14 protein-coding genes are annotated in these 17,643 nt (G+C 73.6%); 6 read left to right on the top strand and 8 right to left on the bottom strand.

The genetic code is table 11. The annotated features are described in order from the left end of the window. The first annotated feature begins 64 nt into the window (after positions 1-64). The 3 genes from OG937_25435 to OG937_25425 all read left to right on the top strand — a co-directional run bounded on the left by OG937_25435 (position 65) and on the right by OG937_25425 (position 2,473). Positions 65-715, top strand: coding sequence for a hypothetical protein (locus tag OG937_25435; protein ID WUD74799.1), 651 nt, complete (start codon positions 65-67; stop codon positions 713-715). Positions 716-732: 17 nt separating this feature from the next. Beyond that, positions 733-1,215 carry a hypothetical protein gene (locus OG937_25430; protein ID WUD74798.1) on the top strand — a complete coding sequence of 161 codons (483 nt, stop codon included), beginning with the start codon at positions 733-735 and terminating at the stop codon, positions 1,213-1,215. 151 nt (positions 1,216-1,366) lie between these two features. Beyond that, positions 1,367-2,473 (top strand): ADP-ribosylglycohydrolase family protein, encoded by a 1,107-nt coding sequence (locus OG937_25425; protein WUD74797.1) that lies wholly within the window; start codon positions 1,367-1,369, stop codon positions 2,471-2,473. 35 nt (positions 2,474-2,508) lie between these two features. Here the strand turns inward: OG937_25425 and OG937_25420 are convergent, their stop codons facing one another. From OG937_25420 to OG937_25390, 7 genes are all read right to left on the bottom strand, one after another. Then, positions 2,509-3,339, bottom strand: coding sequence for a TIGR03619 family F420-dependent LLM class oxidoreductase (locus tag OG937_25420; protein WUD74796.1), 831 nt, complete (start codon positions 3,337-3,339; stop codon positions 2,509-2,511). A 99-nt stretch (positions 3,340-3,438) separates the two neighbouring features. Beyond that, positions 3,439-5,178, bottom strand: coding sequence for an amidohydrolase family protein (locus OG937_25415; protein WUD74795.1), 1,740 nt, complete (start codon positions 5,176-5,178; stop codon positions 3,439-3,441). Positions 5,179-5,338: 160 nt separating this feature from the next. Continuing rightward, entirely contained in the window at positions 5,339-6,460 is a 1,122-nt protein-coding gene (locus OG937_25410; GenBank protein WUD78877.1) for an LLM class flavin-dependent oxidoreductase, read from the bottom strand. A gap of 92 nt (positions 6,461-6,552) precedes the next feature. After that, on the bottom strand, positions 6,553-7,317 hold the full coding sequence (locus OG937_25405) for a glucose 1-dehydrogenase (GenBank protein WUD74794.1): 765 nt from the start codon (positions 7,315-7,317) through the stop codon (positions 6,553-6,555). Positions 7,318-7,329: 12 nt separating this feature from the next. Continuing rightward, entirely contained in the window at positions 7,330-8,202 is an 873-nt protein-coding gene (locus OG937_25400) for a TIGR03619 family F420-dependent LLM class oxidoreductase (protein ID WUD74793.1), read from the bottom strand. A gap of 200 nt (positions 8,203-8,402) precedes the next feature. Further along, the gene (locus OG937_25395; GenBank protein WUD74792.1) at positions 8,403-9,638 is read right to left on the bottom strand and encodes an amidohydrolase; all 1,236 of its coding nucleotides are present in this window, start codon (positions 9,636-9,638) and stop codon (positions 8,403-8,405) included. Between the two features lie 643 nt (positions 9,639-10,281). After that, positions 10,282-10,995 carry an AMP-binding protein gene (locus tag OG937_25390; GenBank protein ID WUD74791.1) on the bottom strand — a complete coding sequence of 238 codons (714 nt, stop codon included), beginning with the start codon at positions 10,993-10,995 and terminating at the stop codon, positions 10,282-10,284. A gap of 302 nt (positions 10,996-11,297) precedes the next feature. Here OG937_25390 and OG937_25385 point away from each other — a divergent pair, with 302 nt between their 5' ends. Continuing rightward, positions 11,298-14,234 carry an NB-ARC domain-containing protein gene (locus OG937_25385; protein WUD74790.1) on the top strand — a complete coding sequence of 979 codons (2,937 nt, stop codon included), beginning with the start codon at positions 11,298-11,300 and terminating at the stop codon, positions 14,232-14,234. 174 nt (positions 14,235-14,408) lie between these two features. Further along, positions 14,409-14,543, top strand: a complete 135-nt coding sequence (locus tag OG937_25380) for a hypothetical protein (GenBank protein ID WUD74789.1) — start codon at positions 14,409-14,411, stop codon at positions 14,541-14,543. Between the two features lie 318 nt (positions 14,544-14,861). Here OG937_25380 and OG937_25375 read toward each other — a convergent pair whose 3' ends face one another. Beyond that, complete coding sequence (locus OG937_25375; GenBank protein WUD74788.1) at positions 14,862-16,436, bottom strand: FadD3 family acyl-CoA ligase; 1,575 nt, start codon at positions 16,434-16,436, stop codon at positions 14,862-14,864. 57 nt (positions 16,437-16,493) lie between these two features. Between OG937_25375 and OG937_25370 the strand changes: the two genes are divergently transcribed. Beyond that, positions 16,494-17,642 carry a lipid-transfer protein gene (locus tag OG937_25370; GenBank protein WUD74787.1) on the top strand — a complete coding sequence of 383 codons (1,149 nt, stop codon included), beginning with the start codon at positions 16,494-16,496 and terminating at the stop codon, positions 17,640-17,642. Position 17,643: the final 1 nt, after the last annotated feature.

The following is a 17,643-nucleotide window of genomic DNA, read 5'->3' as shown; positions in this document are numbered from 1 at the left end:
GCATCTCAACGGGGCTCTCGTGTGTCCGGGGTGCGGCGCGTACGCACCCGACATCGCACCGCCCATGTGGCAGGGCCCGGACCCGACCGCCGAATGGGAGAGGCTCCGCGACACGGACTCCCCGGACGACCCCGACGGAACCGAACAGGACGACGCCGACCCGTCGCTGCAGGGTCGGGCGGCCCGGCGACGGCAGCTGGAACGCTGGAAGAAGAACCGGCGGCGTGCCGCGGCGGCCACGGCCGTGGCGCTCGTCGGCGGCGGCCTCACCGTCGCGGCGCTGCCGCACGGCGGCTCCAAGGGCCGGGCCGACACGGCGGCGGCCGCGGAGACCCTGGTCCCGGCCACCGCCCGCACCCTGCCGCTCTCCTCCATCCCCGCGCAGCCGGGCGGCGACGCCACGCACCGCCCCGGTCAGCGCGCACACCCCGCCACCACCGCGCCGCGCGGCGACGCACCCCACGCCGCACCGTCCGCCACGGGCACCACCGCGCCGGCGCACACCGCCCCGCAGGGCGACACCGGTCCCCGGGTCGGCACGGTCACGGCCGTCCCCGCGCCCGCGGACACCGCCCCGCACACCACCGCGCCCTCGTCCGCCCCCCACTCCCCCGCGGACGTCCCGGCCACACCCCCCACGACGACGGCGGCCCCCACGCCGCCGGCAACGAAGTCACCGATGCAGCTGTGCCTCCTGGTCCTCTGCGTCGGCTGACCGGAAAGGAACCTCACGTGTCAAGCAGCCACGCAGACCACGACCGCCGCCGCGTCCACGCCTGGCGGTTGTGGGGAGTCGGAGCCGCGACCGCGGTGCTCGCCGGCCTGCTGGCCAAGGCGGGCATCCTGGTCGCGCAGAGATTCCTGCTGCTGCCGCTCTTCGCCCCCCAGGGCTACGGGCTGTGGCGCGACGCCGCCGCCACCGCCTACGTCCTCGGGGCGGCGCTCGTCGCGCTCGCCGCGACGCTCCTGCTGCGCGTCCTCCTCACGACGACGCCCCGCGCCATGCTGTTCTTCGGCTGGATCATGGCCGGACTGACCCTCTTCGCCGTGGTGATCCCGCTGGCCCTGCACCGCTCCAACGAGATGCTCGCCACCTGCGTGGTGAACCTCTTCATCGGGCTGATCGTCACCTCCCTGCTCGCGGGCGCGGCCCGCTGGGCACTGACCCGCGGCATCCAGGCCCCCCGGCCCGCGTGGCAGGGCCGCAACTGGTAACCCGCGGGCCCCGGCCCCTCGAAGGCCCCCGTTGCCACGGCAGCGGGGGCCTTCGTCGATGCGTGACCGACCACATTCCGTTCGTGACCGGAAGCCGACCGATCTGGGTCGATTACAGTGCTTGGTCAGGTCGAGCAGAGAGGCGTTGGTCATGGTCGGGGCCATATGGGGGCGTGCCGAGCAGCAGGACTTCCGCAGCCGGGTGCGCGGTTGTCTGCTCGGTGGTGCGATCGGCGACGCCCTCGGCGCCGGCGTCGGGTTCGACTCCCTGGCCGCCCTGCGGAAGGCGCACGGCAAGGACGGGGTCACCGACTACGTCCCGGCGTACGGGCGGCGGGGGGCCGTCACCGACGGCACCCAGATGACGCTGTTCACCGCCGAGGGCCTGATACGCGCCCAGGTGCGCCGCGACGCCGGGGCCTGGCACCCGCCCACCGACGTTCACCGGGCCCACCTGCGCTGGGCGGCCACCCAGAACGACTGGGGGCCCGACGAGCGCCGCGAGGACGCCGGCTGGCTGGCCCGCGAGGAGTGGCTGTACGCGCGCCGCGGCCCCGGGAGGGCCTGCCTGACCGGACTCGGCGACGAGCGGATGGGCACCCTCGACAACCCCAAGAACCCGGACGCCAAGGGCTGCGGTGCGGTCGTACGGTCCGCGCCCTTCGGCCTGCTGGTCGGCTGGGAGCCGCAGCTGGTGTTCCAGCTCGCCGTCGAGTGCGCCGCGCAGACGCACGGCCATCCCACCGGTGTCCTGGCCGCCGGGGCCTTCTCCGTCATCGTCCACGGACTGGCCCGCGGCGAGGCCCTGGACGGCGCCGTCCAGCACACGCTGGCCCTGATCGCGGCGCGCCCCGGGCACGAGGAGACCTCCGTGGCACTGCAGGCCGCTCTCGGCGCCGTACGCCAGGGGCTGCCCGGCGCGGAGCGGGTGGAGTCCCTGGGCGCGGGCCGGACCGCCGAGGAGGCGCTCGCCATCGGCGTCTACTGCGCCCTGGTCGCCGAGGACGTCCGGCACGGACTGCTGCTCGCGGTCAACCACTCCGGGGACAGCGACTCCACCGGTTCGATCTGCGGCAACCTGCTGGGCGTGCAGCACGGCGAGACCGCCCTGCCCCCGGCGTGGACCGCGGAACTGGAGGGCCGGGGCACCATCCTCCAGCTCGCCGACGACTTCGCCATGGAGATGACGCAGGGCCCCGCGCTGCACGGTCCCGGCGGCGCTTCCGCGGCGTGGCTGGAGCGCTACCCCGGCACCTGAGGGCAGCCCGGAGCGGCAGCGGGCGCAGGCCGAGGTCAGAGGTACTGCGCGTAGTCGTCGAGCGTGCGCAGCACGTCCGCCGTTCCCGCGGACGGCAGTTGCAGCACGACCTCCTCCAGGCCCTGGTCCCGGTAGTACGCCAGCTTGCCCGGGTCGGGGCGCACCGCGTACGGCACGACCTGGAGCGCCTTGGCGTCCCGGCCGGCGTCCTCCCACACCCGGCGCAGCCGCGGCACGCTCTCCGCCAGCCCGCCCCCGCCGATCGGCATCCAGCCGTCGGCGTACGCGGCGATGTGCGCGAACAGCGTGGGGCCCCCGGCGCCGCCGCACAGGATGCGGGGCCGCCCGCCCGACGCGGGCTTGGGCCAGGCGTGACTGGCCGCGACCCGGCAGGACCCGCCCTCGTACGCGGTCGGTTCCGGCGCCCACAGGGCATGCATGAGGGCCATCCGCTCCCGCACCAGTTCCCGGCGGCGCGGCCAGTCGACCCCGTGGTCGGCGGCCTCCTCCACGTTCCAGCCGAAGCCGACGCCGAGGGTGAACCGGCCGCCGGAGAGGAAGTCCAGGCTGGCGACCTGTTTGGCCAGCACGATCGGATCGTGCTGCGCGACCAGCGTGATCCCGGTGCCGAGCCGCAGCCGGTGGGTGACGGCCGCGGCGGCGGACAGGCCCACGAAGGGGTCGAGCGTGCGGCCGTACTCCGGCGGCAGCGGGCCGCCCATCGGCGCGGGGGTGCGGCGGCTGACCGGGATGTGCGTGTGCTCCGGGAGGTAGAGGCCGTCGAAGCCGCGCTCCTCCAGTTCCCGGGCGAGCCGGACGGCGGGGACGGAGTGGTCGGTCAGGAAGATCGTCGTGGCGATCCGCATGGCGTCGTCGCACCTCCCGTGCTGTGGGCCAACGTTATGCCCGTGCCGCGCGGCGCGGACACCCGCGACACGGTGTCCCGCCACGGGGCGGCCCCGGGGTCACACGCCCGTGGGGACCGTGCGGGTGTCCCGTCCGGAACGCAGGACCCGGCCGGGGACGGCCCCGGTGATCCCGTCGTCGCGGATCGTCTCGACGCCGCCCACCCGCACGCTGACCACGCCCCGGGCCCTGGAGTCCAGGCGCGGGCTGTCGCCCGGCAGGTCGTGCACGAGGGTGGCGGTGCCCGCGTCGATCCGCTCGGGGTCGAACAGCACCAGGTCGGCGTGGTACCCCTCGGCGACCCGGCCGCGCCCGCGGAGCCCGAACAGCCGCGCGGGGTCGTCGGTGAGCATCCGCACCGCCTTCTCCAGCGGGACCAGGCGGCGGCCGCGCAGGCAGTCGCCGAGGAACCGGGTGGTGTACGGCGCCCCGCACATGCGGTCCAGGTGGGCACCCGCGTCGGAGCCGCCGAGCAGCACGTCCTCGTGCTCCCAGGTGTTCCGGCGCAGCTCCCAGCTGTCCGGGTCGTTGTCGGTGGGCATGGGCCACAGCACCGTCCGCAACTCGTCGGCCGCGCAGATCTCGACGAGGGTGCGGAAGGGGTCCTGGCCCCGTTCGGCGGCGATGTCCCGTACGACCCGGCCGCTGACGCCGGCCCGCCGGTTCTCCTCGGAGTACGTGTCCCCGATGACGTACCGCCCGAAGTCGGCGAGCCGGCGGAAGACACCCGCCTCGGGGCTGCCGGCACGGCGGAGCATCCCCGCGCGGACCTCGGGGTCGCGGAGCCGGGCGATGCGTTCGGGGACGGGCAGCGAGAGGATCTCGCCCCAGCCGGGGATGAGGTTGAGGGCGCAGAAGGTGCCGAGCGACATGTTCATCGGGGTCAGGATGGGCATCGTCAGCGCGACGACGCGGCCCCCGGCCTTGCGGGCCCGCTCGGAGGCCTGCAGCTGGCGGGGCACACGGTCCGGGACGGCGGCGTCGACGGTCAGCACGTTCCAGTTGAGCGGGCGGCCCGCGGCCACGGTCATGTCGACGAAGAGGTCGATCTCGTCGTCGGAGAAGGTGTCCAGGCAACCGGCGACGATCGCCTCGATCTGCGTGCCCTCGTGCTCCCCGACGGCCCGGGAGAGCGCGAGCAGTTCCGCGGGACGGGCGTGCCGCGAGGCCACCGGGCGGCCGTCGCCGTCGGAGTGGGTGGCGGACTGGGTCGTCGACAGGCCCCAGCCACCGGCCTCCATGGACTCGTGGAAGAGCCGCAGCATGCGGTCGAGCTGGTCCGGTGAGGGCTGCCCGCCGACGGCGTCGGGCCCCATGACGTAGCGGCGCAGCGCGCAGTGGCCCACCATGAAGCCGGCGTTGACGGCGATCCGGCCCTCCAGGGCGTCCAGGTAGTCGCCGAAGCCGTGCCAGTTCCAGTCGACCCCGGACTCCAGGGCCTTCAGCGACATGCCCTCGACCTTGGACATCATCCGGCGGGTGTAGTCGGCGTCCCGCGGCTTGAGCGGCGCCAGGGTGAAACCGCAGTTGCCGCCGGCGACGGTGGTGACCCCGTGGTTCATGGAGGGGGTCGCGAAGGGGTCCCAGAACAGCTGGGCGTCGTAGTGGGTGTGCGGGTCGACGAAGCCCGGGGTGAGGACCAGCCCGGACGCGTCCTCGGTGGTCCGTGCGGGCTCCTCGCTCCGGCCGGGCGGCGTGACCGCGACGACGCGGCCGTCCCGCAGGCCGACGTCGGCCGTGCGGGCCGGGGCACCGGTGCCGTCGACGAGCGTCGCGCCGCGGATCAGGTGGTCGAGCATGCGTGGTCCCTCCTCCTGCTGGGGCCGCGGGCGGGCGGCCCGCCGCGCGGGTGTGGCCCCCGGCCGTCCCCGGGCGCGGCGGGCCGCCGCCGCGGTGCCGGTCCGGACGGGGGCCGGGCGGCGGTCCGGGAAGGCGCCGCCCTGTCGGTGGCCCGCGGCGTCACGCCGCCCGGCGGAAGCGGGTGGTCCGGTGCACCGGGTCCGTGTCGATCTTGGGGATGACGTGCTCCCCCACCAGCTTGATCGTGCGCATCGTGTCCTCGAAGGGGACGCCCACCGGCAGCCCGAACGACAGCTGGTCGGCCCCCGCGGACTCCCAGCGCTTGCACTGCTTGAGCGCGTCGTCGGGGTCGCCGCAGATCATCAGCTCCTCGTCGAGGAGCATCTCGATGAGCTCCTCGGTGTACGTCGGCAGCAACTCGGGCCACTGCGGGATGTACTCCGGGCGCGGGAAGGTGTCGTGGTAGCGGAAGACCAGCGACTGCAGGTAGTTGAGGTTGCTGCTCGCGGCGACGCGGATCGCTTCCTTGCGGGTCTCGGCGACGATCGCGGTGGTCGTCACCATGACGTTGTCGTTGACGAAGTCCCCGATGGGCTCGGCGTCGCGCACCGCGGTCTTGTACTGCTCCAGCACCCACTCCATGTCGGAGACCTTCTGGACGCTGAAGCCCAGCACGCCCAGGCCCTTGCGGGCGGCCATGGCGTAGGAGGGCGGCGAGCCCGCGGCGTACCACATCGCCGGGTGCGACGTCCCGTACGGCTTGGGGAACACCTTGCGGGGCGGCAGGGACCAGTGCTTGCCCTGGAAGCCCGGGTACTCCTCGTTGAGCCACATCTTCGGGAACTCGCCGACGGTCTCCTCCCAGATCTCCTTGGTGGCGTTCATGTCCGTGACGCCGGGGAGGAAGCCGAGGATCTCGTGGCTGCCGGCGCCGCGCCCGGTGCCGAACTCGAAGCGCCCGTCGGAGAGGTGGTCGAGCATGGCGACCTTCTCCGCGACCTTCACCGGGTGGTTGACCTGCGGGAGGGGGTTGAAGATGCCCGACCCGAGGTGGATCCGCTGCGTGGCGTGGGTGAGGTAGCCGATGTAGACGTCGTTGGCGGACAGGTGCGAGTACTCCTCGAGGAAGTGGTGCTCGCTGAACCAGGCGTACTTGAAGCCCGACCGGTCCGCCTGGACGACGTACTCGGTCTCCTCCATCAGCGCGTGGTGCTCGGCCTGCGGGTCGACCTCCGAGCGGAACTTGGGCACATATCCCTGTACGAAGATCCCGAATTCCAAGGGGTTCACCGTCCCTAGCTTTTCTGACGGATCGTCAGATTCCCGCTCCGACTCTTCCACCGGCGACGGGGGAGGTCAATACCCGATCGCCGTCAGAAGAGCGAGACCCCGGCCAGCCAGCCGCCGTCGATGACGAACGGCTGCCCGGTGATGTACGAGGAGTCGTCACCGGTCAGGAAGAGCGCGAGCCGCGCGACCTCCTCCGGGCGCCCGATCCGCGCGAGCGGCACGAGCTTGCCGTACAGCTGGTCCAGGGCCTCCGCGGGCACGGTCTCCCCGGGGTTGGACATGGGCGTGTCGATCGCACCCGGGCACATCGCGTTGACCCGGATGCCCTTGGGCGCCAGCTCCACGGCGGCCACCCGCGTCATGCCGACGACGGCCGCCTTGGTCGCGGCGTACGAGGTCACCCCGGCCATGCCGGCCAGCGCCACGTAGGAGGCGGTGTTCACGATGGTGCCGCCGCCGGCCGCCGCGAGCAGCGGGGCCACGGTGCGCATCCCCAGGAAGGCGCCGACCTGGTTGACCAGGACGACCTCCTGGAACTCCGCGAGCGGGGTGTCGACGAGCTCGTTGAAGCGCAGGATGCCGGCGTTGTTGACCAGCCCGTCCAGCCGGCCGAAGGCCTCGGTCGCGACGTCCAGGGCCGCGGCCCAGTCCGCCTCGCTCGTCACGTCCAGGTGGACGTAGCGCGCCCGGTCCGCACCGATCCCCTCCGCCACGGCGGCGCCCCGCTCGTCCAGCACGTCCCCGAGGACGACTCGCGCCCCCTCCGCCGCGAAGAGCAGCGCCTCCTGCTCGCCCTGCCCGCGCGCCGCGCCGGTGATCAGCACGACCCGGTCGTCCAGCTTGCCCATGTCCGTCACTCCCTACGCGTCGAGGTGCGGCGCCACGCCGTCGGCGAACGCCTCCATCTGGTCGAGCAGTTCCGCCGCGCCCCGGGCGCGGAACCTCACCTGGATCTGGTCCACCCCCATCGCGCCGTACTCCCGCAGCGACTCGGCCAGCGCCTGCGGCTTCCCGGTCAGCGTGCGCCGCCCCACCGGCCATCCCGGCTCGCCGACGTACAGCGGCTCCGCGATCACCCCGACGGTGATCGGCGTCCCGCCGCGCAACTCCCGCAGCCGGGCGATCTGCCCGGGCATGGCCTTCCGGGAGTCCCCCTGGGGCAGCCAGCCGTCGCCCTTGAGCGCCGCGCGCCGCACCGCCGCGGGCGACGACCCCCCGACCCACACCGGGACCGGGCGCTGCACCGGCCACGGCTTCTGCTCCCCCGCCGCGAAGTGCGCCCGCACCGCGTCGATCGCCTCGTCCAGCAGCGGCCCGCGCCGCTCGAAGTCCACCCCGAGGGCCTCGAACTCCTCCCGGACGTGCCCGGCCCCGACCCCCAGGATCAGCCGGCCGCCGGAGAGGTGGTCCAGCGTCGCGTACTGCTTGGCGGTCAGCAGCGGATGCCGCAGTCCGATCACCGCGACGTGGCTCAGCAGCCGCACCCGCGTCGTCACCGCCGCCAGGAAGGCGAGCGTGGCGACCGGGTCGTACCAGGTGGGGCTCATCGCGGGGGCGAGCCGGGGCGGGATGGCCACGTGGTCGCAGCACCCGATGTACGCGAAGCCGAGCCGGTCCGCCGCCCGCGCGACGTCCACCAGGTCGCCCGGCGGCGCCGCGGCCTCCCACGGCTCCGCGTAGAGGGTGCTGAGCGATTGCACCGGCAACTGCATGCCGTACGCGGTCTTGGTCATGCCGCCATGGTCGGACCTGACGGTCCGTCAGACAAGGGGTCGGACCGGGCCGAAGGAGGTCAGCGCGCGGCGAAACCGCCGCAGGGCGCGCCGATGCCGGACACCGGCAGCCGCGGGCCGTCGACGTCCTCCCGGATGCCGGGCCCACCGGGCGGCCGCGCACCGTGTGCGGCGCGGCCGCCGGCAGCAGGCGGACTTCCTCAGCCGGCGGTCCCGCCCTGCCCGGGCCACAAACCGTCCGGGGTCAGCCCCAGCAGCTCGATCGCGTTGCCGCGCACGATCCGCTCGACGACGTCCGCGGCGAGGTGGCCCATCTGGGCCTCGCCGACCTCACGGGACTTGGGCCAGGTCGAGTCGGAGTGCGGGTAGTCGGTCTCGTACAGGACGTTGCCGACACCGATCGCGTCGATGTTGCGCAGGCCCACCGCGTCGTCGAAGAAGCACCCGTATATGTGCTCCCGGAACAGCTCCGAGGGCGGCCGCAGCACCTTGTCGGCCACGCCGCCCCAGCCCCGGTTCTCCTCCCAGACGACGTCGGCACGCTCCAGGATGTACGGGATCCAGCCGATCTGGCCCTCCGCATACATGATCCGCAAGGAGGGGAAGCGGTCGAAGATCCCCGACATCAGCCAGTCGACCATGGAGAAGCAGCAGTTGGCGAAGGTGATCGTGGAGCCGACCGCGGGCGGCGCGTCGGCGGAGGTGGACGGCATGCGCGAGGAGGAGCCGATGTGCATCGCGATGACGGTGCCGGTCTCGTCGCAGGCGCGCAGGAAGGGGTCCCACGCGTCGGTGTGGACGGACGGCAGCCCCAGGTGCGGCGGGATCTCGGAGAAGCAGACGGCCCGCACCCCGCGCTCGGCGTTGCGGCGCACCTCCGCGGCGGCCAGCTCCGCGTCCCACAACGGGATGAGGGTGAGCGGGATCAGCCGGCCCCCGGCCTGCGGGCCGCACCACTCCTCGACCATCCAGTCGTTGTAGGCGCGCACGCACAGCAACCCCAGTTCCCGGTCCTTCGCCTCGGTGAACGTCTGGCCGCAGAACCGCGGGAAGGTGGGGAAGCAGAGGGCGGACTGCACGTGGTTGACGTCCATGTCCGCCAGCCGCTCGGGGACGCTGTAGGAGCCGGGGCGCATCTGCTCGTAGGTGATGGCCTCCAGCCGCACCTCGTCCCTGCTGTACCCGACGGCGGTGTCCAGCCGGGTCAGGGGGCGTCGCAGGTCCTCGTAGACCCACCAGTCGGCGACGGGACCCTCGTCGCCGGGCTCGCCCATGCGCGGGGCGAACCTGCCACCGACGAAGGTCATCGACTTCAGGGGCGCGCGCACGATGCGCGGCGCGCTGTCCCGGTGCGCCGACGGGAGCCGGTCCCGCCAGACGCCGGGGGGCTCGACCGTGTGGTCGTCCACCGAAATGATCCTCGGGAAGGTCTCCATGGGCCCACGGTAGCGCGAATCTGACGGGGCGTCAGCAAGTGTGAGGGCGGCCCGTCCCCGTGTGCGGCGCCGCGGTGGTTGCTGTTGCGGTTTCTCCCCCGCCCTCCCGCCCGATTGCCCGGCGCGGTTGGTGCGGGCCTCGCGCGGTTCGTGGTGGGCCGGGGTCGGGGCCTCCGGGGCTGGGCATTCTGGACCGCATATTTATGTGCATGACGGGCGGCACTTGTTGTGCCGTCCGTGCCGCACAACAAATACACGTCAGCGTCCAGAACGCCCACCCTCCCCCAGCCTTCGGCCGGGGGTGCCCCCAACTCCCCCGCCCCCTCCGTATCGCCGGGCGACCAAAGGCCGGTGGGGGTCAGTAGAGCACTTGCGGCAACCCCGGACCGCTTTCTGACCCCCACCGGCCGTCATGCGCCCACACGACCGGAGGGGGTGTGGCGGGGTGCGCCCATCGGGGTCCCCCCGGCCGAAGGCTGGGGGAGACGAGCAGCGAACCCGGTACGCAACGATGTGGACGTAAACCGCGAGCGCTGTGGGGGTCCCCCCGGCCGAAGGCTGGGGGAGGGCGGGAGGGCGGGGGATGCCCGCCGCAGGCGCAACGCACCCGCACACAAACACCCGGCCGCAACGGGACCCGCGGTCACGCCACCCCGCCACCCGGCGCAAGCAGAAGCATGCGCCACACCGCGTCCTCCAACCCGTGCACGGAGGCGATCCACCCCAGGCTGTCCTCCGGGGTCCCCCGGCCCGCCGCGACCGCCAGCTCACCCACCGCGTCCGCGAGGTCGCCGTGCCGCAGCGCGGGCTCCATGCGGCCCCCGCCCAGCCCGTCGGCGACGTAACGCTCGTAGCCGGGCGCCGTGCGCAGGACGCCGACCGGACGCCACTGCTCCGCCAGCCGGTCGGCCGGCTCGCCGCCCACCCGGCGCCCGTCGGCCTCCAGGACCTGCGTGCGCGAGCGGTCCACCGAGAGCGCGGTCCACGCGTCGGCGCCGGTGAGCACCATCGCGGGGCGGCAGCGGTCGACGGCCTCCGCGACCGTCCCCGCCCCGTCCGGGCCGCCGCCGACCAGCGGCACCGCCGCCATCCCGGCGTACAGGCAGCCGTAGAACGCCCCGGCGAGGTCCGCGCCCTGCGGATAGGCGAGCAGCACCCGGCTGCCCGGCGGCACCAGCCGTCCCAGCCGCGCGGCGACCGCGCGGGCACGGCGGTCCAGCGCGGCGAAGTCGCAGTCGTACGGTGCGTACGGTCGCCCCTCCGGATGCCGGACGGCCCGGCGGCGCAACGCGGGACCGGGCAACCGGTACACCGACGGCGCCGGCGCACCGCCGCTGCGGCTCCGCGGTCCGCTCACGGCCTGCGGCACACAACGCGAGCACATGGGCGGCTCTCCACCTCCCCGGACGGAACACCCGTCAGACCGACGGCATATGCCCGCACTTCACATGAAACTGGACCGAACATTCCCCGCTACTCCCTGGAACGCCCCTCCCGAAAGCCACCCATAGGTGACCGCGTACAGGTTGAGGCGGCAAACTGGCACAAGCGGCGGAACCGATCGGGATGGTCCCGCCGTCCGTGAAGACTGTTCCGGCTCGTGATGAACGATCGATATACGCGCTCGTCGCGAAGGTACGGCGGCACCTGGGGGCAGGCATGGCAAGCGGTAAGGACCAAGGCGGAGCGCTGCGCTTCGCGGTCCTCGGCCCGGTGCGGGCCTGGCGCGGCACGGAGCCGATCTCCGCCGGGTCGCCACAGCAGAAGGCACTGCTCGGCGCGCTGCTGCTGCGCGGCGGCCGCACGGCCACCGCACAGGAACTGCTGGACGCCGTCTGGGGCGAGGACCCACCGCCCACCGCGCTCGCGGCGCTGCGCAGTTACGCCTTCCGCCTCCGCAAGGCCCTCGGCGCCGACGCCCTGGCCACCGTCGACGGCGGCTACGTGCTGCACCCGGGCGACGGCTTCGACCTGTTCCTCGCCGAACGGCACCAGGCCGCGGCCGAGAAGGCCCGCACGGCGGGCGACCTGGCCACCGCCCGCGAGGAACTGCGCGGCGCGCTGGCCCTCTTCGACGGCGAGCCCCTGGCCGGGCTCCCCGGCCCGTACGCCGAGACCCAGCGCACCCGCCTGCTGGAATGGCGGCTGCAGCTCACCGAGACCTGCCTCGACCTGGACCTGCAGGCCGGCTGCCACGCCGAGGTCGTCTCCGAACTCACCGTCCTGTCCGCGGAGCACCCGCTGCGCGAACGCCCGCGTGCCCTGCTGATGCTCGCCCTGTACCGCAGCGGGCGGCAGGCCGAGGCGCTGGGCGTCTACGCCGACACCCGCCGTCTCCTCGACGACGAGCTGGGCGTCGACCCGGGCGCGGAGCTCGCCGAGCTGCACCAGCGCGTGCTGGAGGCCGACCCGTCGCTGCTGCCGCCGCCCGTCCCGCAGGCCGAGGCCGTCGCGGAGCCGGTGCGTCCGGCCCAGCTGCCCGCCACCGTCGCCGACTTCACGGGCCGCGTCGCCTTCGTCCGCGAGCTCGGCGAGCGCCTGGCCGCGTCCTCGGCGGAGGGCGGCGTCATGTCGGTCTCCGCCGTCGCCGGCATCGGCGGAGTCGGCAAGACGACCCTCGCCGTCCACGTCGCCCACGCCGTCGCGGGCACCTTCCCCGACGGCCAGCTCTACGTCGACCTCCAGGGCACCGCCGCGCGGCCCGCCGAACCCGAGACGGTGCTCGCCTCCTTCCTGCGCTCCCTCGGTGTCACCGACTCCGCGATACCCGAGTCCCTCGCCGACCGCGCGGCGCTCTACCGCTCCACCCTCGCGGGCCGCCGGATCCTGGCCCTGCTGGACAACGCCCACGACGCCGCCCAGGTCCGTCATCTCCTGCCGGGCACGCCCGGCTGCGCCGCGCTGATCACCAGCCGGGTCCGCATGGTCGACCTGGCCGGGGCCCACCTGGTCGACCTCGACGTCATGAGCCCGGAAGAGGCCCTGCTGCTCTTCACCCGCATCGTCGGGGAGGAACGCGTCGCCGCCGAACGCCAGGCCGCCCTCGACGTCGTCGCCGCCTGCGGCTTCCTGCCGCTCGCCATCCGCATCGCCGCCTCCCGCCTGGCCACCCGCCGCACCTGGACGGTCTCCTTCCTCGCCCGCAAGCTCAGCGACGAACGGCGCCGCCTGGACGAACTCAAGGCCGGCGACCTCGCCGTCAAGGCCACCTTCGAACTCGGCTACGGCCAGCTCACCGCGCAGCAGGCCCGTGCCTTCCGCCTGCTGGCCCTCGCCGACGGCCCGGACATCTCGTTGGAGGCGGCGGCGGCCGTCCTCGACCTGGACGTCTACGACGCCGAGGAACTGCTCGAGACGCTGGTCGACATCAGCCTGATCGAGTCCGCCGCACCCGCCCGCTACCGCTACCACGACCTGGTCCGCCTGTACGCCCGCGACTGCGCCGAGCGCCACGAAGGGGACGACGCCCGCTGCGCGGCGGTGTCCCGGCTGCTGGACTTCTACCTCGCGTCGGCGATGTGCGCCTACGAGCTGGAGAACCCCGGCGACCGCCTGCTCGCGCACCTGGCCCCCGTGGGCCGCGCCGGAATGCCCTTCGGCTCCCGCGAGGAGGGCCTGGACTGGCTGTTCACCGAGGCGCCCAGTCTCCTCGCCGCCGTCCGGCAGGCTGCCGCCGGCGGTTGCGAGGGCCCGATGCGGCGGGCCGTCGACCTGCTGCTCGTGAGCCAGGACCTGATGGAGTCCGGGATCTACGCGCGCCAATACGAGCACGCGACGCGCTCCCTCGTCGCGACGGCCGACGCCTGCGGCGAGCCGCTCGTGGAGGGCCGGGCCCGCGTGCTGCTGGGCCAGCAGTACGTCCTGGCCGGACGACTGGAGGAGGCCGACCGGGAGGCCGAACGCAGCCTCGCGCTCGGGCGTGCCGTCGACGACCCTCTGACCAGCAGTTACGCCCCCAACCTGCGCGGGATGGTCGCCCTCGCGTCGCGGCGCTTCCAGGACTGCGCTGACCATCATTCCCAGGCCCTGGAGGCCTTCGTGGCCGACGGCAACCGCCATGGCGGCGCCGCCGCGCTGAGCAACCTGTCACGCGCCCAGATCGAACTCGGGGACGTCTCTGCCGCCGTGGCCTCGGCGGGGCAGGCCCTGTCGATCTACCGCGAGCTGCGGGCCGGGTTCCGTCTCGGCAACGGCCTGTACGCGTTCGCCATCGCGCTGACGGCGGCCGGTCGCCGCGAGGAGGCCCTGGCGTCGCTCTCCGAGGCGCTCCCCGTCTTCAGAGCGGCGCGACAGCAGTTCTGGGAGGCCATGTGCCTCTTCCGTATGGCGGAGGTGCATCTGTCCTCCGGTGCCCACCGTCAATCGGCCTCGCTGGCCGAGCAGTCGCTGAACGCGCTGCGCGATCTGGGGGGCGAGCTCTATCACGCAAAGGTGCTCACCGTCCTCGGGCGCGCGCTCGCCGAGGTGGGCCAGGTGGACCGTGCCCGCGCCTGCTGGCGGGACGCCCTGGCGTCCTTCGTCGCGCTGGGCTCCCCCGACGCCGCCGAGGTCCGGCTCCTGCTCCACGGTCCCGCCGCCCCGGCGATCGCCGTATAGCGGTTCCGCACCACGCAACACCGCTGATACAGGACATCAACAGTTCCGTTTATCGGTTGATTATCGAGGCCTGCCACGATTCCATCACTGCAAGAGCTGCCCGCCTGGTAGCGCACGGGGGTCGTTGCCAGGCGGGCTTCGTATCGGCCCAGTCCCACCACAAGGGGAGGCACCATGAGCGAGACGGCACCCGAGTCCGGCTCCACCGTCGAGGAAGAGCCGGAAGTCGTCGAGACCGAGGAGATCGAGGAGCCCAAGGTCAAGGGCGACGACACCACGGTCAAGCCTGACAACTGGCACTCGCCCTGACCGGTGCCTGATCGGCGGACGGCCGGCCCGAGGGGGCACGGGGGACAGCACCACCACGGGGGAAGCAGCGCGGCCTGAGGGCGCACCAGGGGGGAGCGCCTCAAGGAGCGGGGGACGGCACAAGGGATCCATGGACCGACTGCGGCGCGGAGGGGGCGCCGCAGTCGGTCTTTGTCATGCCCCGGATCGCGCCGAAGTCCACCGGCCGGGCTCCTCGCCGCCGCGCTCCCGGCCGCCGCCGCGGACGGCGCGGACAACCGGCACCAGACGATCGTCTCGCCCGACGACTTCCGCACCCCCTGACACCCGGCGCGCTCCTCATCGTCCCCGTCCCCGCAACTGCGTCTTGAGCACCTTCCCGCTCGCGTTGCGCGGCAGTTCCGCCAGGAACGCGACCTCGCGCGGGACCTTGTAGTTGGCCATCTCCCGCCGGGACCAGGCGATCAGGTCGTCCGCGGTGACCACGGCCCCGTCCCGCCGCACGACGTACGCGCGGCCGACCTCGCCGAGCCGCGGGTCGGGGACGCCCACCACCGCCGCCTCCACCACGTCCGGGTGGCGGGCGAGCGCCTGCTCGATCTCCGCGGGGTAGGCGTTGAACCCGCCGACGATGAACATGTCCTTGATGCGGTCGGTGATGCGCAGGTTGCCGTCGGCGTCCATCACGCCCACGTCCCCCGTGTGCAGCCAGCCGTCCGCGTCGACGGCCTCGGCCGTGGCCCCCGGGTCCTCCCAGTAGCCGGACATGACGTGGTAGCCGCGCACCAGGACCTCGCCGGGGCGGCCCGGCCCCTCGGAGAGCACCCGCACCTCCGTGTCGGGGATGGCCCGCCCGGAGGTCGCGGCCACCACCTCCGCGGGGTCGCCGCGCCGGCACATCGTCACGGTGCCGCTCGCCTCCGTCAGCCCGTAGGCGGTCAGCACCGTGGCGATCTTCAGCTCGCTGCGCAGCCGTTCCACCAGTTGCAGCGGGATCACGGACGCGCCCGTCACGACCAGCCGCAGCGAGCTCAGGTCGTGCTGGGCCCGTTCGGGGTGGTCGAGGACCGACTGGTGGAGGGTGGGCGGCCCCGGCAGCACGGTGACGCGTTCGGCGGCGATGTTGGCCAGGACGGTGCCCACGTCGAACACCGGCTGCGGGATCATCGTCGCGCCGCGCATCAGGCACGCGATGATCCCGGCCTTGTAGCCGAAGGTGTGGAAGAACGGGTTGACGATCAGGTAGCGGTCGCCCTCCTCCAGCCCGGCCAGGTCCGCCCAGACGTCGTAGACGCGCAGGGTCTGGGCGTGGGTGACCACCGCGCCCTTGGGGTGGCCGGTCGTCCCGGAGGTGAAGGTGATGTCCGAGGGCGCCGAGCCGTCGATCGCGTCGGAACGGGCCCGTACCGCCGCACCGGTGACGGGGTCGCCCGCGGCCAGGAAGTCCTTCCAGCGCCGGTAGCCGTGGCCTTCCGGCGCCGCGTCGGAGAGGACGACGACCTGTTCCAGGTCCGGCAGCGGATGCTCCTGCGTCGCGCGCCGCAGCGAGGCGACGTAGGAGGTGCCGAGGAAGGTGCCCGTGACGAAGAGCAGCCGGGCGCGGGTGCGGCGCAGCACGTAGGCCGCCTCCGCGCCCTTGGAGCGGGTGTTGAGCGGGACGAGCACCCCGCCGGCGGTGACCGAGCCCAGGGCGGCGGTGATCCAGTCGAGCGTGTTGGGCGCCCAGACGGCGACCCGGTCCCCCGGGGCGATCCCGGAGGCGACGGCCGCCGCGGCGGCGCGCTCGACCCGGGCACCGAGCTCCGCGTACGTGACGCGTGTCCGGCCGTCCACGACCGCCTCGCGCTCCCCCCAGCGCCGCGCGGCCTCCCGCACGAGCCGTGCAACGCTGCCCCACTCCAGGTCACCGCGCATGCGCCGAGCACCTCCCCATAAGCTGACTATCCGTCAGATTAGCGATAGCCTGACGGAATGTCAGCATTGAAGGACGCCACCGCGATCGTCGGCATAGGCGCGACTCCCTTCGCCAAGCACCTCCCCGAGTCGGAGAAGGCCCTCGCCTGCCGCGCCATCCTGGCGGCGCTCGACGACGCCGGGATCGAGCCGCGCGAGGTCGACGGCCTCGCGTCGTACACGATGGAGGAGACCGACGAGGTCGAGCTGGCGAAGGCCGTCGGCCTCGGCGACCTCACCTTCTTCTCCAAGGCCGGCTTCGGCGGCGGTGGTTCCTGCGCCACCGTCGCCCACCTCGCCGCCGCCGTCGCCACCGGGCAGGCCACCGTGGGCGTCGCCTGGCGGTCCCGCAAGCGCGGCAGCGGCCCGCGCCCGTGGACGAACACCACCGTCCAACTGCCCACCCCCGCCCAGTGGACCCGGCCCTTCGGCCTGCTGCGGCCCGCCGACGAGATCGGCATGCTGACCCGCCGCTACCTGCACGAGTACGGCGCCACCCGCGACCACCTCTTCAACGTCGCCCTGGCCTGCCGCAACCGCGCCAACCAGAACCCGGCCGCGATCATGTACGAACGCCCGCTGACCCGCGAGATGTACATGACCTCGCGCTGGATCAGCGAGCCGCTCTGCCTCTACGACAACTGCCTGGAGACCGACGGCGCCCTGGCCTGCGTCGTGGTCTCCGCCGACCGCGCCCGCGACGGCCGGCAGCGGCCCGTCTACGTCCACTCCGTCGCCCAGGGCCTGCCGGCCCAGCACCACGGCATGGTCAACTACTGGACCGACGACCCCCTGACGGGCCCCGCCTGGACCGCCGCCCGCCACCTGTGGAAGCACGCCGACCTCACCCCGCAGGACATCGACGTCGCCCAGATCTACGACGCGTTCACCGCCCTGGTCCCGCTCTCCCTGGAGGGCTACGGCTTCTGCGCCCGCGGGGAGGGGGGCGCCTTCACCGAGGGCGGCGCCCTGGAGATCGGCGGCCGGCTGCCGCTGAACACCTCCGGGGGCGGGCTGAGCGAGGCGTACGTCCACGGCTTCAACCTCATCACCGAGGGCGTGCGGCAGTTGCGCGGCACCTCCACCGCCCAGGTGCCCGGCGCGCGGACCTGCCTGGTCACGGCGGGCGAGGGCGTCCCGACCTCCGCCCTGATCCTGAGGAGCTGAC

The organism is Streptomyces sp. NBC_00510 (assembly GCA_036013505.1).
GTDB lineage: Bacteria > Actinomycetota > Actinomycetes > Streptomycetales > Streptomycetaceae > Actinacidiphila.
Note: the sequence above shows the minus strand (reverse complement) of the source record. Positions and strands in the feature narration are given on the sequence as shown.

Bases quoted from the DNA above. Each gene is read 5' to 3' on its own strand.
- OG937_25435 (WUD74799.1), top strand. From the start codon at position 65: ATGTGGCAGGGCCCGGACCCGACCGCCGAATGGGAGAGGCTCCGCGAC.
- OG937_25425 (WUD74797.1), top strand. From the start codon at position 1,367: ATGGTCGGGGCCATATGGGGGCGTGCCGAGCAGCAGGACTTCCGCAGC.
- OG937_25420 (WUD74796.1), bottom strand. From the start codon at position 3,339: ATGCGGATCGCCACGACGATCTTCCTGACCGACCACTCCGTCCCCGCC.
- OG937_25415 (WUD74795.1), bottom strand. From the start codon at position 5,178: ATGCTCGACCACCTGATCCGCGGCGCGACGCTCGTCGACGGCACCGGT.
- OG937_25405 (WUD74794.1), bottom strand. From the start codon at position 7,317: ATGGGCAAGCTGGACGACCGGGTCGTGCTGATCACCGGCGCGGCGCGC.
- OG937_25400 (WUD74793.1), bottom strand. From the start codon at position 8,202: ATGACCAAGACCGCGTACGGCATGCAGTTGCCGGTGCAATCGCTCAGC.
- OG937_25395 (WUD74792.1), bottom strand. From the start codon at position 9,638: ATGGAGACCTTCCCGAGGATCATTTCGGTGGACGACCACACGGTCGAG.
- OG937_25385 (WUD74790.1), top strand. From the start codon at position 11,298: ATGGCAAGCGGTAAGGACCAAGGCGGAGCGCTGCGCTTCGCGGTCCTC.
- OG937_25380 (WUD74789.1), top strand. From the start codon at position 14,409: ATGAGCGAGACGGCACCCGAGTCCGGCTCCACCGTCGAGGAAGAGCCG.
- OG937_25375 (WUD74788.1), bottom strand. From the start codon at position 16,436: ATGCGCGGTGACCTGGAGTGGGGCAGCGTTGCACGGCTCGTGCGGGAG.
- OG937_25370 (WUD74787.1), top strand. From the start codon at position 16,494: ATGTCAGCATTGAAGGACGCCACCGCGATCGTCGGCATAGGCGCGACT.